The organism is Actinoplanes oryzae (genome assembly GCF_030757795.1).
Lineage (GTDB): Bacteria > Actinomycetota > Actinomycetes > Mycobacteriales > Micromonosporaceae > Actinoplanes.
This window is the reverse complement of the sequence record NZ_JAUQWH010000020.1, coordinates 35,442-58,048: the sequence shown is the minus strand read 5'-3', so window position 1 is coordinate 58,048 and position 22,607 is coordinate 35,442. Positions and strand designations below refer to the sequence as shown.

Genomic DNA, 22,607 nt, shown 5'->3' with positions numbered 1-22,607 from the left:
GGTGGTCGGCATGCCCACCCCGCTCGCCCGCACCAGCGCCGAAGCCCACCTCTACCTGGAGCTGCACGGCTGCGACTGCGGCGAGCGGGCCTTCGCCCCCGAGACCGCCGTCGTGGTGCTGGAGGACGGCGAGCTGGGCAGCCGCTACACGTACGCGTGCCCCCGGTGCGGCAAGAAGCACGAAGTCACCTTCCGGCTGCCCGCCGACCCGACGCCCCCGGGACCGGGTTTCACCTACGGCGGCCCGGAGCCGTCCGAGCTACTGGACGCCGGCGAGTGGCTGGCGGTGGCCGACGCGTACGCGAGCCAGGCCCCCGCCGACCCGGCCGGCCTCTCCCCCGAGGCCACCGAGCGCGCCCGGGCCCTGCTCACCCGGGCGGCCGCCGCGATGGACGAGGTGCTCAAGTTCGTGCCGGAGGGCGCGGACTCCGTACCGGATGCCGGCGGCCAGGCGGACCCCGGCCGCTTCCGGCGCACCCGGCTCACGGCCGTGCGCGACGCGTACGCGGGGCTGGTCGCGCAGCTCTGACTCAGTCGTCGAAGAAGGTCGCGGGATCCCAGTAGCGAGGGCTGCCCGGCATGATCACCTCGACGGGAGGGCCCGCGGGCGGCTCGTAATCCCGCAGCGACCCGAGGAACCGGTCGATGCCCGGGGCGGCGGGGACCAGCAGCTTCCGCCGCTCCTCCGGGTCGAGCCGGCCCGTCATCGCCTGCGGCGGCAGATAGTCGATCAGCTCCAGCTCGAGCCGGTAGTGCACCACCAGCAGACCGCCCGCACCACCCGGCACCGCAATCACGAAATGATCCGGCGGCAGATAGGGATCCCGCCACTGCCGCTGCGCTGTCAGAAAATCGAAGGGCGGATAGTCCGGGTGCAGCCCGAGCAGCGGCCGCTCCGGCGTGAGCAGAAAATCCCTGCCGGGCAGCCGGCACGGCCGGACGGGCTGAGCGCCGTTGTTCCGCTGCAGCCACCGCAGGTAGAGATCCGGCACCAGCGGCTCGGGCAGCTGTTCGTTGAGCGCCGTGATCTGCTCCCAGCCGATCTCACCGAAGGGCCGCAGCTCGGCCGCCGCCTCGATGTTGTTGACGGGCTCGCCACCGGCATCGCCGGCCTCGACCCGGCGGATCCGGGCGATCAGATCGATGTTGTCGGACGACTGCATCTCGACCAGTCGCCACGTCTCGTCCGCGATCTGGAACGTCCCGCCGAGCGGCACCACGGCATCGATCCTGGCCTCGCTGCCGCCCGTCCAGGCGGACAGCTTCGCGACCGGTTCCGGCCCACCCCGCCACCAGATGACCATGACCTGCCACCCGTTGGGCAGAAGCACAGCGACCGCGTTCCGCATGCCGATCTCGAGCGGCTGCGGGGCGTCCGTCACGTCGTCTTCCATTCCCGTCACCGGCCCAGCATGTCACGGAGTGACAGCTCGTCCGGCAGGACGAAGCCGAGCACCTCCGCGGCGATGCGTTCCGCCGTCTCCCGGGTCACTGGCCGTTCACCACCCGCTCCGGACGCCTCCGGGCGAGCCGTCCAGCGACCCACCTTCGGTCCATGCTCGTCCGAGGCCACGACAGTCAGGCCCTCCGCCTCGGCACCGGCCGACATGACGGCGTAGTAGGTGACGGTCGCGACATAGTCGTCGGTGTGGATCCGGCCGGCCGTATGCGGCACCTCAAAAGAAGACCTGGCCGGAGTCGGTGCGGGCGGCGACGGCTGAGGAGCCGGCGCGTCCAGATAGGCGAACGACTGGTTCACGCTGTCGAGGAACTCCCGGATCGTCATGGGATCCGGATGCCGATGATCGTAGGGATCACGCAGCCACACCTGGCCCTGGGAGACGGCCGCCAGCTCATAGGCGTGCCCCGGCACCAGCCCGAAGGGATCCCCGCCGGGATAGGCACCGCGCGAACCGACGATCACCGGGTTGCCGGCGGCGAGCAGGCTGCTGAGCCGGGCCTCGGTGGCGGGCTCCACGCCGGCCGTCGGATTGAACCGGGCAGTTCGCGCCGGCAGGCCGGTGAGCTGGGACAGGAGCTCGGCCTGCAACAACGGCAAGCTGCCGAAGGTCAGCCGGGCGTAGCCGGAGGGGGCGGCGACGTCGGTGGTGTTGGTGACCCGGTTGTACATGTCCTGCCACTGGTCGCGGCGGGCGTCGGTCCAGGTGCGGTCGAGGGCGGCGACCGCCTTCTCGACCACGGCGGCCCAGCTCGCGCCGACCTGGACCTGCCGGGCGTACGCGGACTCGGCGGTGTTGAACGACGACAGCGGCACATCCGGCGTCACGGTGATCCGCAACTCCCTGCCGGTCGGGGTCACGAGCGCCCCCGGCAGGCTCGTCTCGTGGAAGACGACGTCGACGGTGCCGTCCGGGTTGGGCTGGATCATCCGGCTCAGCAGGTCCGGCCGGTGGCCCGCGACGGCGCCGATGGTGGCGATCATGCCGCAGTCGCCGACCCCGCCCTGCCTCGCCTGGTGGCGGGTCGGCGGGCCGTTGAAGAGCGGCACGGGCTGCCCGGTCGCCGGGTCGATCACCCGGCCGTACCCGGACGTGGCGACCGTGACCCGGTCCGCCGCGGCGATGGTGACCTCGTGGGCCAGCGCCGTCGTCGCCGTGGACGTGACCGAGGTCGCCGTCCCCTCCTGGTAGCGGACCGGTTCGGGCGCCATCTCCGCCAGCGCCGCCGTCAGCGCGTCCGGGACGTAGAACATCGTCTTGCCGGCCTGGAAGTACTGCAGGCTGTGCGTGGCCAGGACGTGCGGCGGCACGTGGGCGCCGGGCGTGCGCCGGATCGCCGCCTCGACGCGGGCGCGGTCCTCCATCAGCAGGGAGTAGCGGCCCTCGGGCGTGCTCATGTCGTACGCGATCACGCCCTGCGCGTCGGCGTAGTTGGGCATCGGCAGGCCCGTCACCGAGTACGGCCCGAGTTCCGGACGGCCGGACAGGTCGACGTAGACGCCCTCGGCCGCCACGCGTGCGGCCAGTTGCGGATCGGCCTGGTGGATGCGGTTGAGCAGGTGGTTCGGCAGGCTGATGATCTGACCGGCGTGCTCGGGCATGAGGGCCACGCCGGACCGGTCGTGCTCGGCCGCCACGGCGAGCTCCCGCAGCTTGGCCGCGATCTCCGGGTCGGACAGCGGCTGCATCGTCTGCTGGTCGAAGAGCTTGAGCCGGTAGTCGCGCTGCCGGTAGTGCTCGGCGTCGGTGTCCCAGCGCGAGTTGAAGGTGTGCTGCGCGTACGCCGAGCTGATCGCGGGCGTGCTCAGCCTGCTCAGCGTCGCGGTGACGTCCGGCGGGACCAGGCTCCAGCGCGCCCGCGTGTCGGGGCTGTCCCCCGCGCGCAGGCCCAGCTGCTCGGCAAGGGCGTCCACGGTGGCCCGCAGCGCCGTACGAGTGTCCCGGTCCGCCCCCGCGTACTGCTCGGCCAGCGCCCGGATCTCCGCCAGCCGCCCCCGGTCGTACGCGCTCAGCCCCGCGGGGTCGATCGGGCCGCCCGCGCCGCCGGACAGCACTCCCGCCGGCACCGACACGTGGGTGTTGTGCAACGCCGCGAGTCCGGCGATCTCGCGGGCCAGGGCGGACCGGATCGCCCGGCCGTCCGCCCGGTCGGACACCGTGAGCGTGTAGTTGCCGTCGTTGTCCCGGGTGGTCTGCGCCGTGCCGGTCAGCGGCCCGACGCGCAGCCGGACGCGGACCGCCGTCGCGGCGCCCGTGTGCACCTCGTAGTAGTCGCGGTTGAGTTCGACGATCGAGGTGACCTCGGCCGCGCGTACGACGGAAGGCAGTGCCCGGCGCGCCTCGGCCAGCACCCCGGCGGTGTCTAGGCTCGCGGGATGAGCCTGTCCGCCGCCGAGCTGTACGCCGCCGTCCTGGCCGCCCCGGATGACCTCGACGTCCGGCTGGCCTACGCCGACGCCGTCGAGAGCTCCGACCCCGGCCACGCGCTGCTCATCCGGGAGCAGATCGACGCGAGCCGGCGTGAGCACGTCCGCCTGATGACCCTGCCCGAGCGACCCGCCCCGGGTCTCGCCTACTTCCGCGACTCCGGTCTCGGGGACGACGAGCGGCTGCTGGCGAAGTTCGGGGTCGACGGCGAGCTGCTCGACGGCTTCGCCACGTACTGTGGCTTCCCCGAGGCCGTCATGCTGAGCGGCGCGGCCTTCCTCGAGCACGGCGCTTCCCTGTACGAGCGGCTGCCCGTCCGCCACGTCAGCCTGAGCGACGTCGATGCCGCCCTCGCCGGCCGGCTCGCCGTCAGCCCGCTGGTCGACCGGCTCAGCAGTCTGGTCCTGCGCTTCTGCCCGCTCGGCGACGACGGTCTGCGGGCGCTGGGCGCCTCCGACCGGTTCCGCCGGCTGCGGCATCTCGACCTCTACGAGACCGGCATCACCGACGCCGATGCCTTCGTCGCCGCCCTGCCGGAGCGGATGCCCGCCCTGCAGTGGCTCGACCTCGGCGGCAACCGGGTCTCCGTCCAGCCGTGGGGCTCCGGATTCGGCCTCGACGGCGGTCTCGGCCCCAAGTACGTCGACTACTCCGGGCACGGTGCCGCCCTCAACGAGCGGTTCGGCCCCTTCCCGTGGATGCGGGCCGGATGGGCCTGGCACGGCGGGCCCCTGTGGGGAACCGTCTGAGCCGGCCGGCGGCCCGGCGAGCCGGTTCGCCTCGGCGATGCGCTGGGCGTGGAAGCGGATGCTGGGCGCGATGTTGTTCGAGTCGGCCGGCAGCGCCTTGGCCTGGGCGCCGATCACCTGCCGGGCGCGCTGGGGGTTGGCGAGCCGGCTCTGCAGCGTACGGTCGACAGCCGCCGCACCCAGCACCCGCAGCCCGCGCCCGTCGCCGAGGCCGAGCACGTCCCGCTGCCCGCGGAGCCCGGTGGTCGGCGGCCCGTCCACCGTGCGCAGCGGGAGGCCGTCGAGCAGGGCCGCCGGACCTCCGGGCAGCTCCCCGGCGAGCCCGACGGAGAACACGACCCGGTCGAACGAGCTCTGCGCACCGTCCGAGAAGGTCACCAGGAAGCGTCCGTCCACGGTGTGCCGCACCGACGAGAGTTCGCGCAGCGACTGCTTGATGTGCTGCGGCCCGATGATGTCGTAGGCTCCCTGGCCCGGCAGGGTGTTGCGCCTGTTCTTGCCGCCCTTGAAGCTCTCCTCGACCAGCGCCCGCTGCCGGTCGGCGTCGTCCTTGATCGCCCGGATGTCGTCGGTCATCGACGCCCGCGCGGCCCACTCGATCGGGCCGGCACCGCCCGCGGCCGCCTGCTCGACGTCCCACGCGGCCGACGCGCCCGCGCCGAAGACCAGCACGGCATCATGCTCCCGGTACGCGTCCGCGAGGTTGGCGCCCCCGAAATCAACCGAGGGCCGGGCCGTACGCGGATCCGTGAACCGCCCGTCCGCGCCGATCCCGAGCCGGGCGCGCACGGGGGCGGGCGCCGCGTCGCTCGGCCGGCCATCGGCGTCGTACACCACTCCGGTCGCCGCGTCCACGGTCCAGCCGGTCGGCTGCCCGTCGCCGTCGACGTCCGCGATCCGGGTGTCGGTGACGGTGCCCGTGGTGTCGACGAGCAAGGGCCTTTCACCCCCGATCACCGTACGCGCGGCAGCCGGGAGCTCCGCCTCGCCGACCACGGTCCCCTCCGGGTCACGGAACGTCACGTCCCCGCCCGCGTGCTCGACGCTGTATCCGGTGGCGGGGTCGGCGTACCGGCCGTCGGGTGACGTGGCGGGCGACGGCACCCGCGCGGGCCCCGGCCCGGTGGCCACGTCCACCGACGACGCCCAGAAGGTCCGCTCCCCCACGGTCACCTTGTACTCGGCGCCCTCCGGCCAGCCCGCGCCGTCACTCCTCGCCCGCGACTCGACCGAGGTGGCGAGCCCGTGATAGGTCGGCATGCCGGACAGCGCCCGCGCCGCCCCGATCGTGGTGGCGAACACGCTCGACGGCGTGAAGGCCGTCCCGTCCTCCGCGAAATCGGCCGGCTGGAACGGCAGCCCCGGCAGCTCCAGCTCCGCGGGCACCTGCCCCATCCCGAGATCCGCCCGCCCGGCCCACGGCTCGGTCTGCTCGGCGATCGCGAGCACCGGCGGCATCCCGCTGTCCACATGCCCCGGCGCGCCCATCGTCACGAAGTCGGCCGTCGCTGCCCACCCGCCCCCGATCACCAGCCGCGTGAACACGTGCTGAGGATCAACATCCAAACTGCTGTCCACGTACGCCGTCAGCCGCGCATCGGCCCGATCCCGCTCGGCGATGGCCTGCCGAGCCAGGTCGCGGGCGGTGGCGCGTACCTCCGCCTGCGCCGCTCGCAAGGCGGTCTCCCGCGCCGCAGCGCCCCCGACCCCGGCCAGCAACCCCACGACGGCCGGATGCTGCCCCACCAGCCCGAGCCGCGCGGCAACCGCATCCGCCCCGACGACCGGAACGTTCCCCTCATGCCCGTGCACGTCCCGCGGCCCCTCGAGCAGCCCGGACGTGATCAGCAAACTGTGCGCGTCGGCCTCCAGCTGAGCCCGCCGCCCCGGATCGGTCTCGCTCTCCAGATCGGAGGCCAGCACGGCAAGCTCCGCCACCCGCCCCGCATCCCGGGCGCTGAGCGTGTCCTCCCGAGACCCCTCCGACAGCACCCGGGTCGCATCCACCCGGACCCCGGCAGCCCGCTCCACCTGCACCTGCTGCGCCTCGGCCAGCGCCGCCGCCACCGCCCGCCGCACGAAGTCCGGCTCGGCCGCCGTCGACACCCGTACGACGGTCTCCTCAACCCCCGCATGCGTCGTCGCCACCGGCGCCACCGGCCCCGCAGGCGAAACAAACTCGAACCGAACCCGATGCCCGCCCAACTCCACACCGCGACCGCGCTCATCCACCACGGCCCCAGCCGGCAGCACCCCACCACTCAACGCCGCATCAACGGCCCGTTCGGTCCGCCCCACATCCTCAGCCAGCGAAACCCCGCCAAAGGTCGTCCCCGCAGCAGCCCGCCGCAAATCCGCCCCGCCGTCGCCGCCCGTCCCCCCACTCTCCGCAGGAGGCCCCGCGGGCCCGTCCCCCCTCAGCCCGTCGCGCCCAGCGCCCTCTGACAGATCGCCGTCAACTCCGCCTCGCTGGGCAACTCCTTCGTCGCGAACCGAAGCACCTCGCGCTCCGCCGTCGCCCGATCCACCGGCCGCGTCCGGTGATCCTCCGAGTTCAAATGCAGAATCGCCACCGCCGCGCCCGGCTGGAACGTCCACTCCGCCAGGTCGTGATCCCACGCCACCGCCGGCAGCGGGCCCGTCGACACCCCCTCCGCGATCAGGTTCAGGGGCTCCGTCGCCGAAATCGGCTTCCCCGGCTCGTACAGAAGGAAGTAGAGGAACTTCATCGGTGGCACGCGCAATTCCCTCCGTACCGTCCGAGGTCAGCCGGGCAGACCCGTCCGGACGATCGCCATCAGCTCCGCCTCGCTCGGCAGCGGAGTCGTCGCGAACCGAAGCACCTCGCGCTCCGCCGTCGCCCGATCCACGGTCCGCGCCCGATACCGCTCGGGATGCGTCCACATCCCCTCGTACACCGCCGTGTCCCGCCGCCACGTCCGAGACCGGTGGTGCCACACCACCGACCGCGTCGGCTCCCGGTCCGACGTCATGGCCAGCAGATTCGTCGGAGCCTCCGCCGCGCTGGTCGGCTCCTTCTCCGGATCCCCCCGCCGGTAGATCAGTGCGTAGCGGAACCTCACCACTGTCTCTCGGAACCTCCGGATCATTCAGCCCGCGGCCAGCGCTGCCTCGCAGATCGCCGTCAACTCCGCCTCGCCCGGCAACTCCTTCGTCGCGAAAACCGCTGCCTGCTGCTCGGCCGTCGGACGATCCACTCGCCTTGTCCGATGCCGATCCGCGTGCAGATGAAGCATCGCCAACGCGGTGCGTGGCTGGAAGGTCCACTGCTGCGTCGGATGGTCCCACGCCACTGCCAGCAACGGTCCCGGTGAGATCGCTCGCGCTATCAGGTTGAGCGGTGACTCCCCCGGACGAATCGGGTTCTCCTCCGGATCTCCCGGTTCGTACACCAGGCTGTATCGGAACGTCAGTGGATCCATCACCGATCTCCCAAATGCTCGGGTCGAGGCCCGGCACATTCGATCTGTCTAGATTGCGCACGGCAAGTTGCTCGGCGAACGTGCCGCCCTGCTGCGTCAACCAGTCGCGGTATTCCTCGAACAGAAGGTCATTGTCACCCTCCCGCAGCCAGCTGGCCAAACTCTTGTCCTTGGGCGCCGGGAACACATCTCGGTCGGACATGCCGGTGGGCATGTGCTGCGATGCGTTCTTCTCGACGTTCGTCGCGAGGATGTCGAGGTACGCGTGAATTCGCTCGACCGCTGTCCTGCCGACGTCCCGGAGAGTCTCGTACGGGTCGTGGGTCAGTTTGCCGAGCTGCAGGCTGAATTCCGTCGGAAACTGCAGTTCAAAGGTACGGCCGGTCGGCGACTGCAGGGTGGGCGGCGAGACAACGGTGACATTCAGCCCGAAGAACCGATTACCCGGCGCCCAGAAGTTCTTGGGCTTGCCGACCTGGTAGCCCTGCGCACGCATAGTTTCCAGGGCCTGCGCGACCACCGCACCGTAGGCCTGCTCCGGAGCCCTCAGGGAGAAGCGCACCACGTCGTTCATCGCACCTAGCGCCGTTGCCATGCTCTGGCCCACCGGACGGTGCTCGACCTTGAATTTGCGAGCCGTGGACTCGAGGCTTTTCACTCGATGATCGACGCCCACCAGCTTGACGACCTCATCGGCGCCCAGAGGCCCGTGATCGGCATTCAACTGGTCGGCAAGGGTCGTCAGGTCACCAAGAATGACCTCGGCGTCCAGTAGCGCCGAAGTGATGCCCGTCTCGAGTACAGCCTGCTCGTCAGTCTTGAGCGAAGCGAAGTCATCCCCGCGTTCGGTCAGCGGGTTGAATTCTTCGGCATCGGCGGTTCCGTCCGCCGCCTCGTCGCGGACTTCGGACGGAAGGCCATCCTGCTCTCCGCCGTCGGTGCGGGTATGTCCGGGCGAATCTCCACCCGGGTCGCCATCTCCCACGGAAGGATCCGCGGCCGGCGGACCGGACGGTTCCCCGCTTTGCCCGTCACCGGACGCGCCGGAGCTGCGGATGCTCTCGAGGTGTGCCACGGCAGGCCGATAAGTGGTGCTCTCCCGGGCGGGAGACGGCTCGGCACCACCGCGATCGGCCGGCAGTCGTTCTTGGCTGGAAGGGCCGGTGGTGGCGCCGGTGGCTGAGCGGGTACTTGCCGGAGAGACGGCGGCCGGGTTTGTGGGGCGGCCGGCGGCGTCGAGGGTGATGGACCAGCTGTTGGCGACGCGGTCGGCGTAGAGCGGCGCTGTGTCGCTGACCTGCCGGGTCTGGGCGTCGATCCACACGACGGTGCCGCCGCTGTTGACGGCGTTCCAGGTGTGGGCGACGCCGCCGTCGGACCAGGTCGAGATGATGATGGCGGCGGAGCCGGGGCCGGCTTGGAGCAGCTGGTCGGCGACGGCGTCCAGGCCCATACGCCCGGCACCCTGGTGGTCGAAGCCGGAGCCCAGCCACTGCTCCTGACGTGCCGTGCTGGCTGCCTCGGTCGTGTTGGGCTGGGCCATGGCGCCGGACACCTGGGGGTTGCCGTACCAGGTGGACAGGACGGAGAGGCCGACGTCGGCGCAGTTCGTGTTGCGCCCGGGCACGTCCGGGCCGCCGTCATTGACCAGTTGCGGCCACTGGGAAGTACGTGGGTCAGGGTGTACCGCGGGGCGGCCGTCGGCGGTGCGGGGGACCTCATTGTCGAGCGCCTGCTGGTCCGCTTCGGCCGGCGGGGTGAGGCCCTGGTCGCCGACAGGGCGGGAATCGCTGAGCGGCTGCCCGTTGCCCAGCGCGCCGGTGTCAGGCGGAATCGTGTCTCCGGGGAGACGGTCGACGTCGGTTACGGGCTCGATGCCGAATGTCGGCAGGTATTGCCTGCACGTCTCACAGGGCTCTTCGTAGGTGCCGTGGTCGGCTGCCCGGACATCGGTCGTCGGGATGATCTGGTGCGTGACCATCTGCGTGCCGCGCAGCTGGCTCTTCGCGAACTCGTCGAAGGACTTGCTTTGCGCAACCTCGTACTGACCGAGCAACGCCTCATCGGTCGGCCCGGCGAAGTCGGCCGATGACCTGGCGGCAGCCGCGAAGGCGGGGAAGTCGGTGGCCGCTTGCGCGGCATCGTAGAGCTTCTGCAGGTCATGTAGGGCATCAGAGACCAGGGCCACTTCGGCGCACTTTCCGTGGCCGAAGGCTCCGCGCTGGTCGTTCGCGTCGTAAGCCTTCTTGATCTCCGCCAGTATCTCGTTCAATGACGGATGGACGTTGAGGGCTTCGCTACCGGCACCTTTGTTCGTCCTCATGCTCGTGTGGGTGTAGAGCCGACCCGTCGGGGTGAGCATCGCCCCGGCCATGCCCGGCGTCTTGCTCTTGCTGACCTTCGGGTCCGAGCCTGGTTTCAGCCCCTCGAGCGTCTTCTGCGCGAGCGTCCGAGAGGCGTTGATGAGGATTGCCTGCGCTTCTTCCCCGTGCACATCGATGTCGGGGTTCAGCTGCACCGGGCTCAGCCGGTACCCGACCTGGTCGGCGACTGTCGCGCCCTTCGACTTCGCGAAAGTGTCGGGGTCGACTCCGCCCGCGATCGTGGGCACAGCGGCGGAGGCAGAGCCGGTGCTGACGGGTACGACTACCAGGGCCGGGTCCGAGCGGTCGCCGTCGCTTGACGGGCCGTCGTCTGAGTGCAGGTTGGTGTCGGCATTGTCGGCGGCGTTCGAGGTGGTGCCGCGGTCGTCGGTGCGGGCGTCGTTGTCCTGGTTGCTGTCGTGGTCGCTGTTCGGGTCGACGTTGGTGTCGACGGACGACGCGGGGACGTTGCGGTCGGGCGACGGCGTGTCGGTGGTCGGGGCGGGCGCGGCCGGGGCGGCGTGATCGGGGGTGCCGACTTGGGCGTCGCTGGTGAGGGGCCCGTGGTCGGTGGCGGGGGCGACGTGCACGGTGCCGGTGGTGGCGATCGGGCGGGAATCGGGGTGGCCGCCGGCGAGGTGGGGGGCGTTGGGGTTGATGCGCCCGGTTGCCGAGGACGGGTTCGTGCCCGTTGCGGTTGTGCTGGAGTTCGCCGGGCTGGGGCCGGAGGTCGTTGATGTGGTGTTCGGGCCGGCGGGAGAAGTCGCTGTAGCGGTATTGGTGACCGGCGCGGCTTGGGTTGTCGTGGACGGGCCCGTCGTCGGGGAAACGGTTGCCGGGGCGCTGGTGGAGAGGTTCGGCGAGCCGCCCGTGAGGGGAGACCCCGGCACCCCGGTCGAGACGGTTGCGGGAGAGCCCGGCATGCCGGTGGGGACCACCGTCGGCGTGGTGGTCGAGGGGTTCGAGGTGGTGTCGGACACGGCGCCGGGCGAGACAGCGGCGTCCGTGATCGGCCCGGCGGCGTCCGGCGCAGACGAGACCAGACCCGGCGAAGGCTCGGAGGAGACCAGACCCGGCGAAGGCGCGGACGAGCCAGGAGCGGAAGCATTCGAGGAGGAGGAAGGGGAGGGCGAAGAGGACGACGAGTCAGGAGACGGGCTTGGAGTGTCCGTTGCCGGAGCCCCGGCTCGAGACGAGCTGTCACCGCCGGGCGGCGGCGAGGAGCTGTCGGCTACCGGGCCTGAGGCGCCAGGCGTCGGCGCGGGGGTGTCGCTGGCTACTGGCGCGTTCGCGGCTGGGGCAGTCTCGGTGTCGCTGTCGCTTGTGGAGGGCGTCTCGGCGGGCGGCGACGGCTCTTGGAGCTGCACCGTTGACGTACCGGGCGGTGGCGGGGTGGCCACGGTGTCGCCGGCGTCGGACCCGTTGGCGCCGCCGGGCGCGCCGGTGGCCGGGGTTTCGGCCGTCGCGGTGGAGCCGGCCAGGGCGGTGTCGCCGGACGGCGGGCCGGAGCCGTCGGGACCGTCCGAGCCATCCTCCGGCGCGCGACCCGGCCCGCCGGCACCCGCCGAGGAGCCGGCGGAAGACGTGGACGACCCGGAGCCCGGAGAGTCGGAGCCCGAGGCAGAGGAGCCCGACGAGGAAGACGAGTCCGAGGAGGAGGACGAGGAGGAGGACGAGCCCGACGAGTCACCGCCGACGGGCGCGATGACGCTGGTGTCCGTGTTCGTGTCGCCGACGATGGGGGCGGTCGTGCTCGGGGGGCCGGCGAGGGCGGTTGCCGCCTTGCCGGCCAGGTTGATGGCGCCGTTGGTGCCGGCGGCGAGGAGGTTGCCCGTACCTGTGCCGACGCCGGTGAGGGCCGGCCTGCCCGCGCCGCCGGTGAAGCCGCCCAGGAAGTCGCTCGCGCCCGGCATCTCCCATTGGCCGGTGAAGGCGGCGTTGGTGAGGACGCTGGAGGCCGGGGACACGACGGCGTTGACCGTGCCGGCGGAGACGGCGTTGCCCGCCCAGTTGCCGACGCCCTTGATGGCGCCCGCGCCCTTGAAGTTCATGTTGACCTTGGGCGTCGGGATGGCGCCGGCGACCTTGCTGAAGCCCTTGCCGACCGGGGCGCCGATGACGGCTCCGATGGCGCCGCCGGTGCCGGACATGAGGGTGCGTTTGCCGTCCAGGCCGTCGCGGGTGCCCTTGTTGATCTGGTACGCCTGGGCGCCCACGTCGATGATCAGCTCCTCGCCGACCTCCTCGACCATCTCCTTGCCGAGGTGCTTGGCGCCGTGCTTGAGCGTGTCCTTCAGCGTCTTCTTCGCGACCTGCTCGCCGGCCTCCTTGAGGAGCTTCTCGCCGCCCTTCACGAGGGCCTTGCGGCCGACCATCATCAGCAGCCGGTTCATGGCCATGGTGACGACCTGGCGGCCGCCAGCCAGGATGCCCGGGATCGCGGTCGCGGAGACGCCGCCGAGCCAGGCCATGAGCAGGGCGACGAAGACGGAGATCACGGTGATGATGACCGCGATCAGGACGGTCAGTTTCGCGTACTCGATCTCCTGCGCGGTCGAACTGACCGAGGCCGACAGGGCCGACGCGGACGAGGCGAGCAGCGGCAGGCCGGTTTCCGCGCCGACGCCGATCTGGTTCCAGAGGGTGTTGAACGCGCCGCCGGCGCCGCCGCCCCAGGCCTGGGCGATCTGCATGACGGCCGGGTCGGCCTCGTTGAGGGCGGCGGTGATGGCGTCGCTGAACTGCTGCCACTGGTCGGCCAGCTCGCGCAGCTGGTCCTCGTCGCCCTCGGGCCAGGCCTCACCGGCGCTGAGCCAGCAGACCGCGTCCCAGACCCAGGCGTACTCGCCGAGGGACTCCCGGGGATTCCAGATCGTCACGCTGCCTGCCCCCCGGTTACTTGTCGCCGCCGCCGAACCACTTGGCCACGAGGTCGTCCTGCTCGACGGTGCCCTCGACGGCCGCGGTCACGTCGGGGCCGAGCTGGCGGACCCGCTCGACGAGCTGCACGCTCGCGTCGAGGACGAGCTTCGCCGGCGCCTCGCCCGCCAGGTACTGCTCGTTGAACTTCGTGCCGGTCTCGTCGGTGCCCCACGGCGCGCCGCCGTTGAGGGCGTTGATCTGGGTCACGATCCGGCTGAGGTTGCTGTGCAGGCCCTCGCCCGCGTGGGTGAGGCGGCTCGCTCCGGCGGTGGCCTCGGCGGGGTCGAGGAACGTGTCCTGCGCGTCGCTCATCGCTCGGTGCCCTTCGTGTCGTCCGGCTGCGGCAGGTCGGCGTCGAACTGCCGGAAGATGCCGTCGAGATCATGCTCGATGTACGCCTGGAACTGCGAGTTCGGCATGAACGGCCGGCACAGCTCCTCGACCTCGCTCATCGCCTTCTCGGTGGCGCGGCGGATCGTCTCGGTGACCGTGGCGGAGAGCTCCTTGGAGTTGGGCCGCCGGTAGATGCGCGAGTCGAAGTCGACCTTGATCACCTGGCCGCGCGGGCCGACCGTGACCGTGACGAGGCCGTCGTCGGACGTCTGGGTGACGCTGACCGCCTTGAGCTTCTGCTGGAGCCCGCCGACGTCGGAGCGCATGCGCTCGAAGCGCGTCATCAGCTCGTCGGCATGCGCGCGCATCGCCGCCAGATCCATGGCGTTCCTCCCCCGTGGTGCGCGGACCCGGCCTGCGACCTGCGATCCGATCCTTCGACCATACTGAATGGCGACGACTTGCGGGGTCCCCGGGAGCCTCGGCCGCCCGGTTACGATGCCTGCGGCGCCGACGAGTACGGGGAGGTGGCGCGGGTGCGGTTCGGTCAGCGGGCGGTCGCGTGGGCAGCGGCGGCGGTCCTTGTCACGTCGGGCGGGGCCGGGCCGGCCGCGGCGGCGAGACGCGCCCCCGCACCCTGTCAGAACCCGTCGGAATCCGGACAAGTGATCACCGCGACGCCCTGGCAGCAGCAGTGGCTCGCCCCGGAGCGGGTGTGGCCGTTCAGCACCGGCGCCGGCGTGCGAGTCGCGGTCCTCGACTCCGGCACCGACAGCTCGCACCCGCAGCTCGCCGGCAAGGTGGACCGCGGCTTCGACATGCTCAGCAACAGCGCGGGCGGCGACATCGACTGCGTCTCCCACGGCACCGCGGTGGCGAGCATCATCGTCGCGCAGCGGGTGCAGGGCGTGGGCTTCGCAGGGATCGCCCCGGACGCCCGGATCCTCCCCATCCGCGTGTCCGAGCGCGAGATCGTCGACGGCAAGGCGTCCGGTCAGAGCGTCTCGCCCGCGGGCTTCGCACGGGCCATCCGGCTCGCGGCCGACCGCGGCGCCAAGGTGATCAACATGTCGCTGACGCTCTACGAAAACGATCCCGCGGTGGCCGCAGCGGTCAAATATGCGCAGGCCAAGGACGCCGTGCTGGTCGCCGCCGCGGGCAACCTGCGCGATCAGGGGAACCCGGTGCCGTACCCGGCGGCCTACGAGGGCGTCATCGGCGTCGGCGCGATCGACGATGACGGCAGTCTGGACAAGATCTCGCAGATCGGGTCGTACGTGGACATTGTCGCCCCGGGTGGCGAGGTCGTCGCCGCCACGCGCGTCCGCGGGCACCAGGCGTGGACGGGCACCAGCTTCGCCACCCCGATGGTCAGCGCCACCGTCGCGCTCATCCGCTCGGCGGAGCCCGGGCTCGACGCCGACGAGGTGCGGCAACGCCTGATCGCGACGGCCGATCCGGCCCGGGGCGGAGCCGCGCAGGGCTACGGCAGCGGGGTGGTGGATCCGTACCGGGCGGTCACCGAGCGGCTGACGGACCGGCCGGCCCAGGCGCCGCAGGCCCTGCCCGCGCTGCCTGACGATCCGGCCCGGGCTGCTCGCGCGGACCGGTGGGAGACGATCGGGCTGGTCGCGATGTGGGGCGCGCTCGGGCTGGCCGCGGCGGTTGCGCTGGTTGCGGCTGTCGCGCTCCTGACGCCGTACGGACGGAAGCGCCGCTGGCGGCCCGCCCGCATCTCCCCGCAGCAGCAACCGGAGCCGGACGTGGACACCGAAGAGCCGGAGGACGTGTTCTTCCGCGTGCCCACCGCGCCGACAAGCTGAGACCGCCCCGAAGGCATCCGCCCGAACAGCGCGCGATCACGCCGACGAGCCGAGCACCGCGCGATCACGCCGACGCACCGAACAGCGCGCGCGGTCACGCCAAAGAGCCGACCAGCGCGCGGAGTCACGCCGACGAGCCGAGCAGCGCGCGATGTGCGTCGGCTCGCGAGGTAAGTCGGCTCGCCAGGTGCGTCGGCTCGCGCGGCGCGTCGGCGGGCGGGAGGGCCGGCACAACGAAAGCCCGGCGCCTACGGGCGCCGGGCTTCGCGTGGTGAACCGGAAGGGTCAGCCGCCGAACTTGGCCTTGTTCGCGTTCTCGCGGGCCTGCATCTTCTCGGCCGACTCGCGCAGGGCCTTCTCGATGCGGCCGAGCAGGTCGCGCAGGTCGTTGGCCGCCGCGTCCCACTCCTTCTGCCGCTGGTAGTAGGCCTCTTTCGCCTCGCCGTCCCAGGTGCCGAGCATGCCCTGCAGGCCCGACTGGAGCCCCTCGAGCTCGGCGGTGAGGTTCTTGGTCGCGCTGCCGCAGTCGTCCGCAGCCTGGTTGAGCTGCGGGAAGTTGTACTTGATCATGCCAATTCCCCCGTCAGAGCTTCAGCGCCGCGGTGATCTGCCCGGCGGTCGCGCCGGCCGACTCCATGTCGGAGCGGATCTCCTCGTCGCTGACGTCGTAGTCCTTACCGGCCGAACCGACGGCCTCGGCGACCGCCCGCAGCGCCACGTTGAGCTTGGCCATGTCCTGGTCGAAGCGCTGGCGCACCTGCTGGAAGGACCCGGCGCCGGCACCCTGCCAGGCGCTCTCGAGCGGCGCCAGCTGGCTCATCAGACCGTTCAGCTGGCTGGTCAGCCGATCCGCGACGCCATCGACGTCCTGCGAGGTCTTCTGCATGATGCCGGTATCGGACTGCATCTGCGACATGACGGTTCACCCCCGTTCTCACTGGATCGCCCCGGTCTCTCCGGGGCGGTCTCGCGCCGTCCCTCGCGGAACAGTGCTGGTAGCGACCTTGCGCCGCCTCCTGACAATGACGGTAACGGCTACCGCCCGGAAGGCGCCAGACCGGTAAATGCCTCAATCTCCGTCAAGCGGACTTTTCGCCGCTTCGGGATCCAGCGCCGGCCCCGCCGGAAGCCGAACGACCAGGCTGGACGGCAATTCGACGGCCGTCACCGCGCCGTAGCCGAGCACGTTCGGCACATCGTCCGACGACAACGGGTAACGCATGCCGAGGTCGGTGACCAGGTTCAAGGTTCCGGCCGGGGCGTCCGGCGAATCCATCGCGCGCACCAGCACCCCGTAGCCGGGCTCGACGACGACCCGGTCGGCCAGCGGCACGCCGTTGCTCGTCCGGCCCGCGGTGCTCACCGGCTCGGTGATCGGCTCGACCTGCGCGTCCAGGGTCACGCGCGGCTGGTCCTCGCCGGGGGCGTACTCGGCGCAGACCGCCGGCTGATCCCCGGTCAGCTGGGCGATCTCGGGCACCTGCGCCGGCGCCCTGTACTGCCCGTCCGCCCCGGCCTCCTCCTTGGGCGCGGCAGCCGCGGTGTCAGCGGCCAGCCCCTGCACCACAGGCTTCGCGTTCCTGTACGCCGCCCGGGTCGCCGGATCCGCCAGCTGCACACTGGCCTGCAGCTCGGTGATGGGCACCAGAGCGCTGCGCTTCGCGAGGTAGTACTGGCGGCCGCCCGCCGCGCTCTCCACCCCGTACACCCGGCCGATCACGGCCCCGGGCACCGCAGACGACGCCCCGCCCCGCCCGGCCACGTCGAGCGGCCCGATCGGCTCACCGGCCGGCAGCGCGTTGAGCCACGCGCCACCCGCGGCGATCACGGGCGCGGAGATCAGCGTGAGCCCCTCGACGACGGTGTCCTCGTCCTCGATCTCGTAGCGGTGGTCGTGCCACACGAGGTACAGCACGTCGGTGGCGTCGTCCCGCACCAGCAGCGCCGCGTCCTGCGGATCCCGCCCGCCCCCGATCCGCCGCCCGACCGTGAGCACCGTCGTGGCGACCCGATCGCCGGCCTCGTCCCGGGTGGGCTGCGAGCAGAGCGTCCACGGCCCGTCGAGCATGCGCTTGGGATCGGGCAGCGAGTCCGGCGCGTCCGGGATGCCGATCACATTGCCCCGGGACGTGCCGGTCAGCGAGTTCCGCGAGACCTGCAGGGTGCTCGAGCTGCCGAGGGCGAGCAGGGCCGAGGCGAAGTTGGCCACCGGGTGGAGACGGTCCTCGTTCTTGCGGTAGATGTACCGCGTACCCGTCTCCTTCTCGACGATGACCGCGTCGCCCTCCTTCCAGCTGGTGGCGCCGCCGGGACGCAGGATGCCGTAGACGCCGGCGCCGGCGAGCACGAGCACCGCGATCATGATGCCGCCCAGCCCGGCGCCCCCGAGCCGGCGGAACGGCGCCGCCTCCGGGTCCGGCTCCCGTGCCACGAGCGCGGACGTCAACCGCTGCACGAAGAACTGGTACGACTGAACCTGATCACGCCGTGACGGCATACCCCTCGAACCTCCCGTGACGGCGCGCCGGTGTGGCAGGTCAGCCCGGTACGCCGGTGCCTACGATAGGCATCCCGGCTGTGCGCCGTTGCCCGCCCCGGTCGCGCGCTGCCGTCCGTACGGGAGGAAAAGGATGATCGCCCGCACCGAGGCCGAAGCCCGCGCCCGCACCTGGCTCGCGCAGCACGACGACCCGGAGCCGCCGCTGAAGGTGCTCGAGTTCGAGCACGGCTGGGTGATCCGCCGAGACCACAGCGCCACCGGCGGCATGCCCCCGGCCCCGCCGCCCTTCCCGGACACCCGCCAGATCGTCATCGACCGCGACACCGAGGACCTGGTCCCCTGGCTCGTCGCCCCGACGCCCCTGGTCGCCGCCCAGTACTCGGCCGCCCGCGCCCTCACCACCCGCTTCCCCCCGGACGTGACCCACCTCCTCCTCGACGCCGGCTGGCACCCCGGCCGCGACATCTCGGGCCTGGTGGACGCGTGGGCGCGCCGGCACGCCGTCCTCGCCGATCTGGTGTTCAGCGTGGCGGCCCGCGACCTCCTCCGCGAGTTCGGCGGCCTGGCCCTCCCCCAGTACGGCGGCCCGGAGGAGAAAGTCATCGGCCTGGGCCCCATGAGCGTCCTGCACCCCGGCGATGTGCTCTTCACCGAGGGAGCGGCCTTCGACATCCCGGTCTTCCCGGTCGGCATCAGCGAGCCGGTCCCCCGCGGCGAGGTCAACGAGCAACCGGCCGAGCTCGTTCTCGACCCCGCGGCGAACCTCTACCTACTCCACCCCGACCACCAGCACCACGTGGCAGCCGGCCTCGACGCCGTCATCACCGCCCTGATCAGACGCCGCGGCTGGTCCGAGACCCTGCGCCGCACGCCCGCCGAAGCCCCGGAAGGAAAACCGGCATGATCACCCGTGACGAGGCCCACGAGCTGGCCCAGGCCCGCCTTTCCGCCGGCTTCGACGAGCCGCAGGAGATCAGCCTGTACGAGTTCGACCTCGGCTGGGTCGCCTGGCGCACCCCCAAACCCGTCGCACCCGGCAGCCCCCCGACCTCGACCGGCGGCCCCCAGATCGTCGTCGACCGCGAAACCGGCGACATCAGCCGCTGGCCCTCCATCGCGCCATCGGCCATCGCCGAGCAATACACCGCCGCCCACGCCGAAGCCGACCGCTTCCCACCCGACGTCCACGCCATGCTCACCAAAGCGGGCTGGTTTCCGGGCCGAAACGTCAGCGAGACCATCGACGCGTGGCTGCAGCGGGATGCCCAGGTGCTGGCGGAGTTTCCGATCTCGGAGGCCGCCCGCACGGCGCTCAACGAATTCGGCGGACTGGTCATCCGACCCGCCGAGAGCCAGTACAGAAGCCTCTTCTCGCCGCTGCCCGATGGCGTCGCCACGACCCGGATCTCCGGCTTCGTCGAGGAGTACGAGGATCTGGCGGACTACGCGGGCCCTGCTTTCCCCCTCGGCGATCACGAGAACGGGCCGTGCGAGATCGTCATGGACCCGCGTGGCCGGGTGTTCATGCTGCACTGGTCCAGAGACTTCTTCCTCGGCCACGGCATGGACGAGGCGCTGGTCACCCTCTGCCGGAATCGCCGATTCCCGTCGGCGATGAACGGCTTCACGGAGCCGGACCAAGACTGAGACGCCCGATAACGTCGGGTCCGCGACGCCCGCCCAGGAAGGAACTCGGCATGATCACCCGTGACCAGGCCCAGCAGCTGGCCCAGACCCACCTCTCCGCCGGCTTCGACGAGCCGCAGGAGATCAGCCTGTACGACTTCGACCTCGGCTGGGTCGCCTGGCGCACCCCCGAACCCGTCGCCCCGGACGCACCACCCACCTCGACCGGCGGCCCCCAGATCGTCGTCGACCGCGAAACCGGCGACATCAGCCGCTGGCCGTCCATCTCCGCATCAGCCATCGCCGAGCAATACACCGCCGCCCACGCCGAAGCCGACCGCTTCCCACCCGACGTCCACGCCATCCTCAGCAAGGCCGGCTGGCACCCCGGACGCGACGTCAGCGACACCATGGCGGAGTGGCGCGGCAGGGAGGCTGACGCCCTGCGCGAGTATCCCGAGTCGGATGCCGCCCGGGCGGCGCTGGACGAGTTCGGTGGACTCGTCGTCGTGCCCGGGGAGGGCCGTTACCGCACCCTGTTCTATCCGGTGCCCAACGGCGTACGGACCGGGCGGGTTGCCGGGTTCGCCGAAGAATACGACGACGAGGAAACCTACGCAGGGGTTCCCTTTCCCATCGGGTACAACGAGAACGGGCCGTGCGAGATCGTCATGGATCCGCGGGGCCGGGTGTTCATGCTGCACTGGGCCCGCGACTTCTTCCTCGGCCACGGCATCGACGAGGCGCTGATCACGCTGTGCCGGGCAAGGGAGTATCCGCCCTCAACGGCCGGCTTCGCGCCGGCGGAATAGGAACGATCGCGACATGATCACCCGTGACCAAGCGCACGACCTGGCCCAGGCCCGCCTTTCTGCCGGCTTCGACGAGCCGCAGGAGATCAGCCTGTACGAGTTCGACCTCGGCTGGGTCGCCTGGCGCACCCCCGAACCCGTCGCCCCCGGCAGCCCCCCGACCTCGACCGGCGGCCCCCAGATCGTCGTCGACCGCGAAACCGGCGACATCAGCCGCTGGCCCTCCATCTCCCCCTCAGCCATCGCCGAGCAATACACCGCCGCCCACGCCGAAGCCGATCGTTTCCCACCCGACGTACACCTGATCCTGGCCAAGGCCGGCTGGCACCCCGGACGCAACGTCAGCGACACCATCGACGCCTGGCTCGAGCGTCATGCGAAGTTCTTACGGGAATTCCCGATCTCGGACGCTGCCCGCGCGGCGCTCGACGAGTTCGGGGGGCTGATTGTCTCGTCCCTGGTGGATCGGCATCGGGCCTTGTTCTATCCGGCGGCCGAGCGGTTGGCGACCATGCGGGCTTCCGGCTTCGCGGAGGAGTACGAGGACGAGGCGACCTACGCCGGCCCTGGCTTTCCGCTCGCCTTTCACGAGAACGGCCCTTCCGAACTGGTCATGGACCGGCTCGGACGGGTCTTCCTCCTGCACTGGGCGGAGGACTTCTTCCTCGGCCACAGCATCGACGAGGCGCTGATCACGCTGTGCCGGGTGGTCAATCTTCCGCCGGCGACGGACGGCTTCGCGGTCAGCCGGCGAGACCTCGCATGAAGGCGTAGAGGCCGAGCACGCTGCAGGCCACCGGCACCACGGCGAGCTGCAGCACGATGTCCGCCACGTCGCCGAGGCGGGCCAGGCGGGGGGAGGGCTGGCGGCGGCTGTAGGTGCGGCCGGCGCCGATGGCGAAGGCGCCGGCGACGAGGACCACGGGCACGAGGACGGCGACTCGCCAGAGGGGGTCGGTCAGGGCGTACAGGGAAAGGAGGACGACGCCCGCGAAGCCGGTGCAGAGCAGGGGGATGCGGTGGCGGACGGTGGGGACCAGGCGGGCGCGCAGCAGGCAGGCGAGGGTGACCACGCCGCTGAGGATCAGGGTGGCGACCGTGCCGGCCCGGGCGAGGGCGACCAGGGCGGCGATGCTGACGACCGCGGCGCCGAAGATCATGCCGGTGAGGACCTCGTCGGCGCGGGCGGTGGCCTGGTAGACGCGTTCGCGGGCCGGTTGCTCGTCGTCGCGGACCAGGTCGGCGGCCGTGCGGGGCAGGACGGGCATCGGGACCTTGCCCATGCGGACGGCGAGGGCCGGCATCGCGGGCAGCAGGAGCACGCACAGCGCGACGACCACGGCGGCCGCGCCCGGGGCGTCCAGCGGCCCGTACGCCAGTCCGCCCGCGATCGCCCCGAGCAGGCCTGACCAGATCGCGGCCACGAACACCCGGCTGCCGTCGCCGACGCCGAGCATGCCCAGGACGCCCGCGGCGAGGAGGGTGACCGAGCAGAGGAGGACGTGCGGGGCGCCGTACTCGCTCAGCGGTTCGCCGTACGAGAGGATCATCGCGCCGCCGACCAGCGCGTACGGGAGGCCGAGGCCGGCCACGACGGCGCCCGCGACCGAGTCGCCGACCGCGCGGGAGAGCAGGACGCCCGCGCCCAGCAGGACCACCGCGACGACCAGGGCGGCCGCTCCGCCGATCCAGCCGAGGCTCGCGGCCGAGAGGATGGCGACCAGGCCGAGGGCGAGCAGGATCACCGCGGCGACGAGGCCGGTGAGGCGGGTGGCGCCGGGGGTCCAGGCGCGGCCGCGCAGGCGGGCTCCGGCGGCGACGGCCTCGGTCAGGTCGTCGTACATGAGCTCGGGCCACTCGGCGCGGCGCGGAACCAGGTGAACCATCTCACCGTCGCGCACGTGCTGTGCTGCGAGGGTGCGTGCGAGGTCGAGCATCGTGCCGTCGGCCCGGCGCAGGGCCCAGCCCCCGTGCCCGGTGCCGTCGGTGGGCTCCTCGTCCGACTGGCGCAGGACGGCGGGGAGCAGCCCGACCAGCGGCAGGTGCTCGGGCAGTGCGAGATCGATCCGGCGCTTGGGCGCCATCAGGGCGATGCGCGCCAGTCCGGTTCCTGCCTGGGTGACCACGTCGCTCCCTCGTGCCGGTCGGG

General features: G+C 71.8%; 14 protein-coding genes and 1 pseudogene. 7 read left to right on the top strand and 8 right to left on the bottom strand.

The window, feature by feature from the left end:
• Nucleotides 1-10 precede the first annotated feature (10 nt).
• Nucleotides 11-529 (top strand): hypothetical protein, encoded by a 519-nt coding sequence (locus tag RBH18_RS09910; RefSeq protein ID WP_306206022.1) that lies wholly within the window; start codon nt 11-13, stop codon nt 527-529.
• 1 nt (nt 530) lies between these two features.
• Here RBH18_RS09910 and RBH18_RS09905 read toward each other — a convergent pair whose 3' ends face one another.
• Complete coding sequence (locus RBH18_RS09905; protein ID WP_372338891.1) at nt 531-1,403, bottom strand: hypothetical protein; 873 nt, start codon at nt 1,401-1,403, stop codon at nt 531-533.
• A 2,432-nt stretch (nt 1,404-3,835) separates the two neighbouring features.
• Between RBH18_RS09905 and RBH18_RS44095 the strand changes: the two genes are divergently transcribed.
• On the top strand, nt 3,836-4,636 hold the full coding sequence (locus RBH18_RS44095; protein ID WP_372338892.1) for a TIGR02996 domain-containing protein: 801 nt from the start codon (nt 3,836-3,838) through the stop codon (nt 4,634-4,636).
• A 4,755-nt stretch (nt 4,637-9,391) separates the two neighbouring features.
• On the opposite strand, the pseudogene RBH18_RS44240 reads toward RBH18_RS44095, so the two are convergent.
• From RBH18_RS44240 to RBH18_RS09890, 3 genes and pseudogenes are all read right to left on the bottom strand, one after another.
• A pseudogene (locus RBH18_RS44240) lies at nt 9,392-13,321 on the bottom strand (WXG100-like domain-containing protein); the annotation flags it as partial.
• 16 nt (nt 13,322-13,337) lie between these two features.
• Nucleotides 13,338-13,676 carry a hypothetical protein gene (locus RBH18_RS09895; protein ID WP_306206018.1) on the bottom strand — a complete coding sequence of 113 codons (339 nt, stop codon included), beginning with the start codon at nt 13,674-13,676 and terminating at the stop codon, nt 13,338-13,340.
• On the bottom strand, nt 13,673-14,080 hold the full coding sequence (locus RBH18_RS09890) for a YbaB/EbfC family nucleoid-associated protein (RefSeq protein ID WP_306206016.1): 408 nt from the start codon (nt 14,078-14,080) through the stop codon (nt 13,673-13,675). The genes RBH18_RS09895 and RBH18_RS09890 overlap by 4 nt, the downstream gene beginning before the upstream one ends.
• A 153-nt stretch (nt 14,081-14,233) precedes the next feature.
• Between RBH18_RS09890 and mycP the strand changes: the two genes are divergently transcribed.
• A complete protein-coding gene (mycP, locus tag RBH18_RS09885; protein WP_372338890.1) occupies nt 14,234-15,520 on the top strand; it encodes a type VII secretion-associated serine protease mycosin in 1,287 nt (428 codons plus the stop codon).
• 285 nt (nt 15,521-15,805) lie between these two features.
• On the opposite strand, the gene RBH18_RS09880 is transcribed toward mycP, so the two are convergent.
• The 3 genes from RBH18_RS09880 to eccB all read right to left on the bottom strand — a co-directional run bounded on the left by RBH18_RS09880 (nt 15,806) and on the right by eccB (nt 18,017).
• Nucleotides 15,806-16,090: a WXG100 family type VII secretion target gene (locus RBH18_RS09880; RefSeq protein ID WP_306206014.1), complete on the bottom strand. Its 285-nt coding sequence runs from the start codon at nt 16,088-16,090 to the stop codon at nt 15,806-15,808.
• Nucleotides 16,091-16,103: 13 nt separating this feature from the next.
• Nucleotides 16,104-16,427, bottom strand: coding sequence for a WXG100 family type VII secretion target (locus RBH18_RS09875; RefSeq protein WP_306206054.1), 324 nt, complete (start codon nt 16,425-16,427; stop codon nt 16,104-16,106).
• Between the two features lie 162 nt (nt 16,428-16,589).
• The gene (gene eccB / locus RBH18_RS09870; RefSeq protein WP_306206012.1) at nt 16,590-18,017 is read right to left on the bottom strand and encodes a type VII secretion protein EccB; all 1,428 of its coding nucleotides are present in this window, start codon (nt 18,015-18,017) and stop codon (nt 16,590-16,592) included.
• 133 nt (nt 18,018-18,150) lie between these two features.
• Here eccB and RBH18_RS09865 point away from each other — a divergent pair, with 133 nt between their 5' ends.
• Genes RBH18_RS09865 through RBH18_RS09850 form a run of 4 tightly spaced genes read left to right on the top strand, consistent with a single transcriptional unit; the run spans nt 18,151 to nt 21,224 of the window.
• Nucleotides 18,151-18,924: an SUKH-3 domain-containing protein gene (locus tag RBH18_RS09865; RefSeq protein WP_306206010.1), complete on the top strand. Its 774-nt coding sequence runs from the start codon at nt 18,151-18,153 to the stop codon at nt 18,922-18,924.
• Nucleotides 18,921-19,667, top strand: coding sequence for an SUKH-3 domain-containing protein (locus RBH18_RS09860; protein WP_306206008.1), 747 nt, complete (start codon nt 18,921-18,923; stop codon nt 19,665-19,667). The genes RBH18_RS09865 and RBH18_RS09860 overlap by 4 nt, the downstream gene beginning before the upstream one ends.
• A gap of 50 nt (nt 19,668-19,717) precedes the next feature.
• Nucleotides 19,718-20,458, top strand: a complete 741-nt coding sequence (locus RBH18_RS09855; RefSeq protein WP_306206006.1) for an SUKH-3 domain-containing protein — start codon at nt 19,718-19,720, stop codon at nt 20,456-20,458.
• Between the two features lie 13 nt (nt 20,459-20,471).
• Complete coding sequence (locus tag RBH18_RS09850; protein WP_306206003.1) at nt 20,472-21,224, top strand: SUKH-3 domain-containing protein; 753 nt, start codon at nt 20,472-20,474, stop codon at nt 21,222-21,224.
• Here the strand turns inward: RBH18_RS09850 and eccD are convergent.
• Nucleotides 21,202-22,584 (bottom strand): type VII secretion integral membrane protein EccD, encoded by a 1,383-nt coding sequence (gene eccD, locus RBH18_RS09845; RefSeq protein ID WP_306206001.1) that lies wholly within the window; start codon nt 22,582-22,584, stop codon nt 21,202-21,204. The genes RBH18_RS09850 and eccD overlap by 23 nt on opposite strands.
• Nucleotides 22,585-22,607 lie beyond the last annotated feature (23 nt).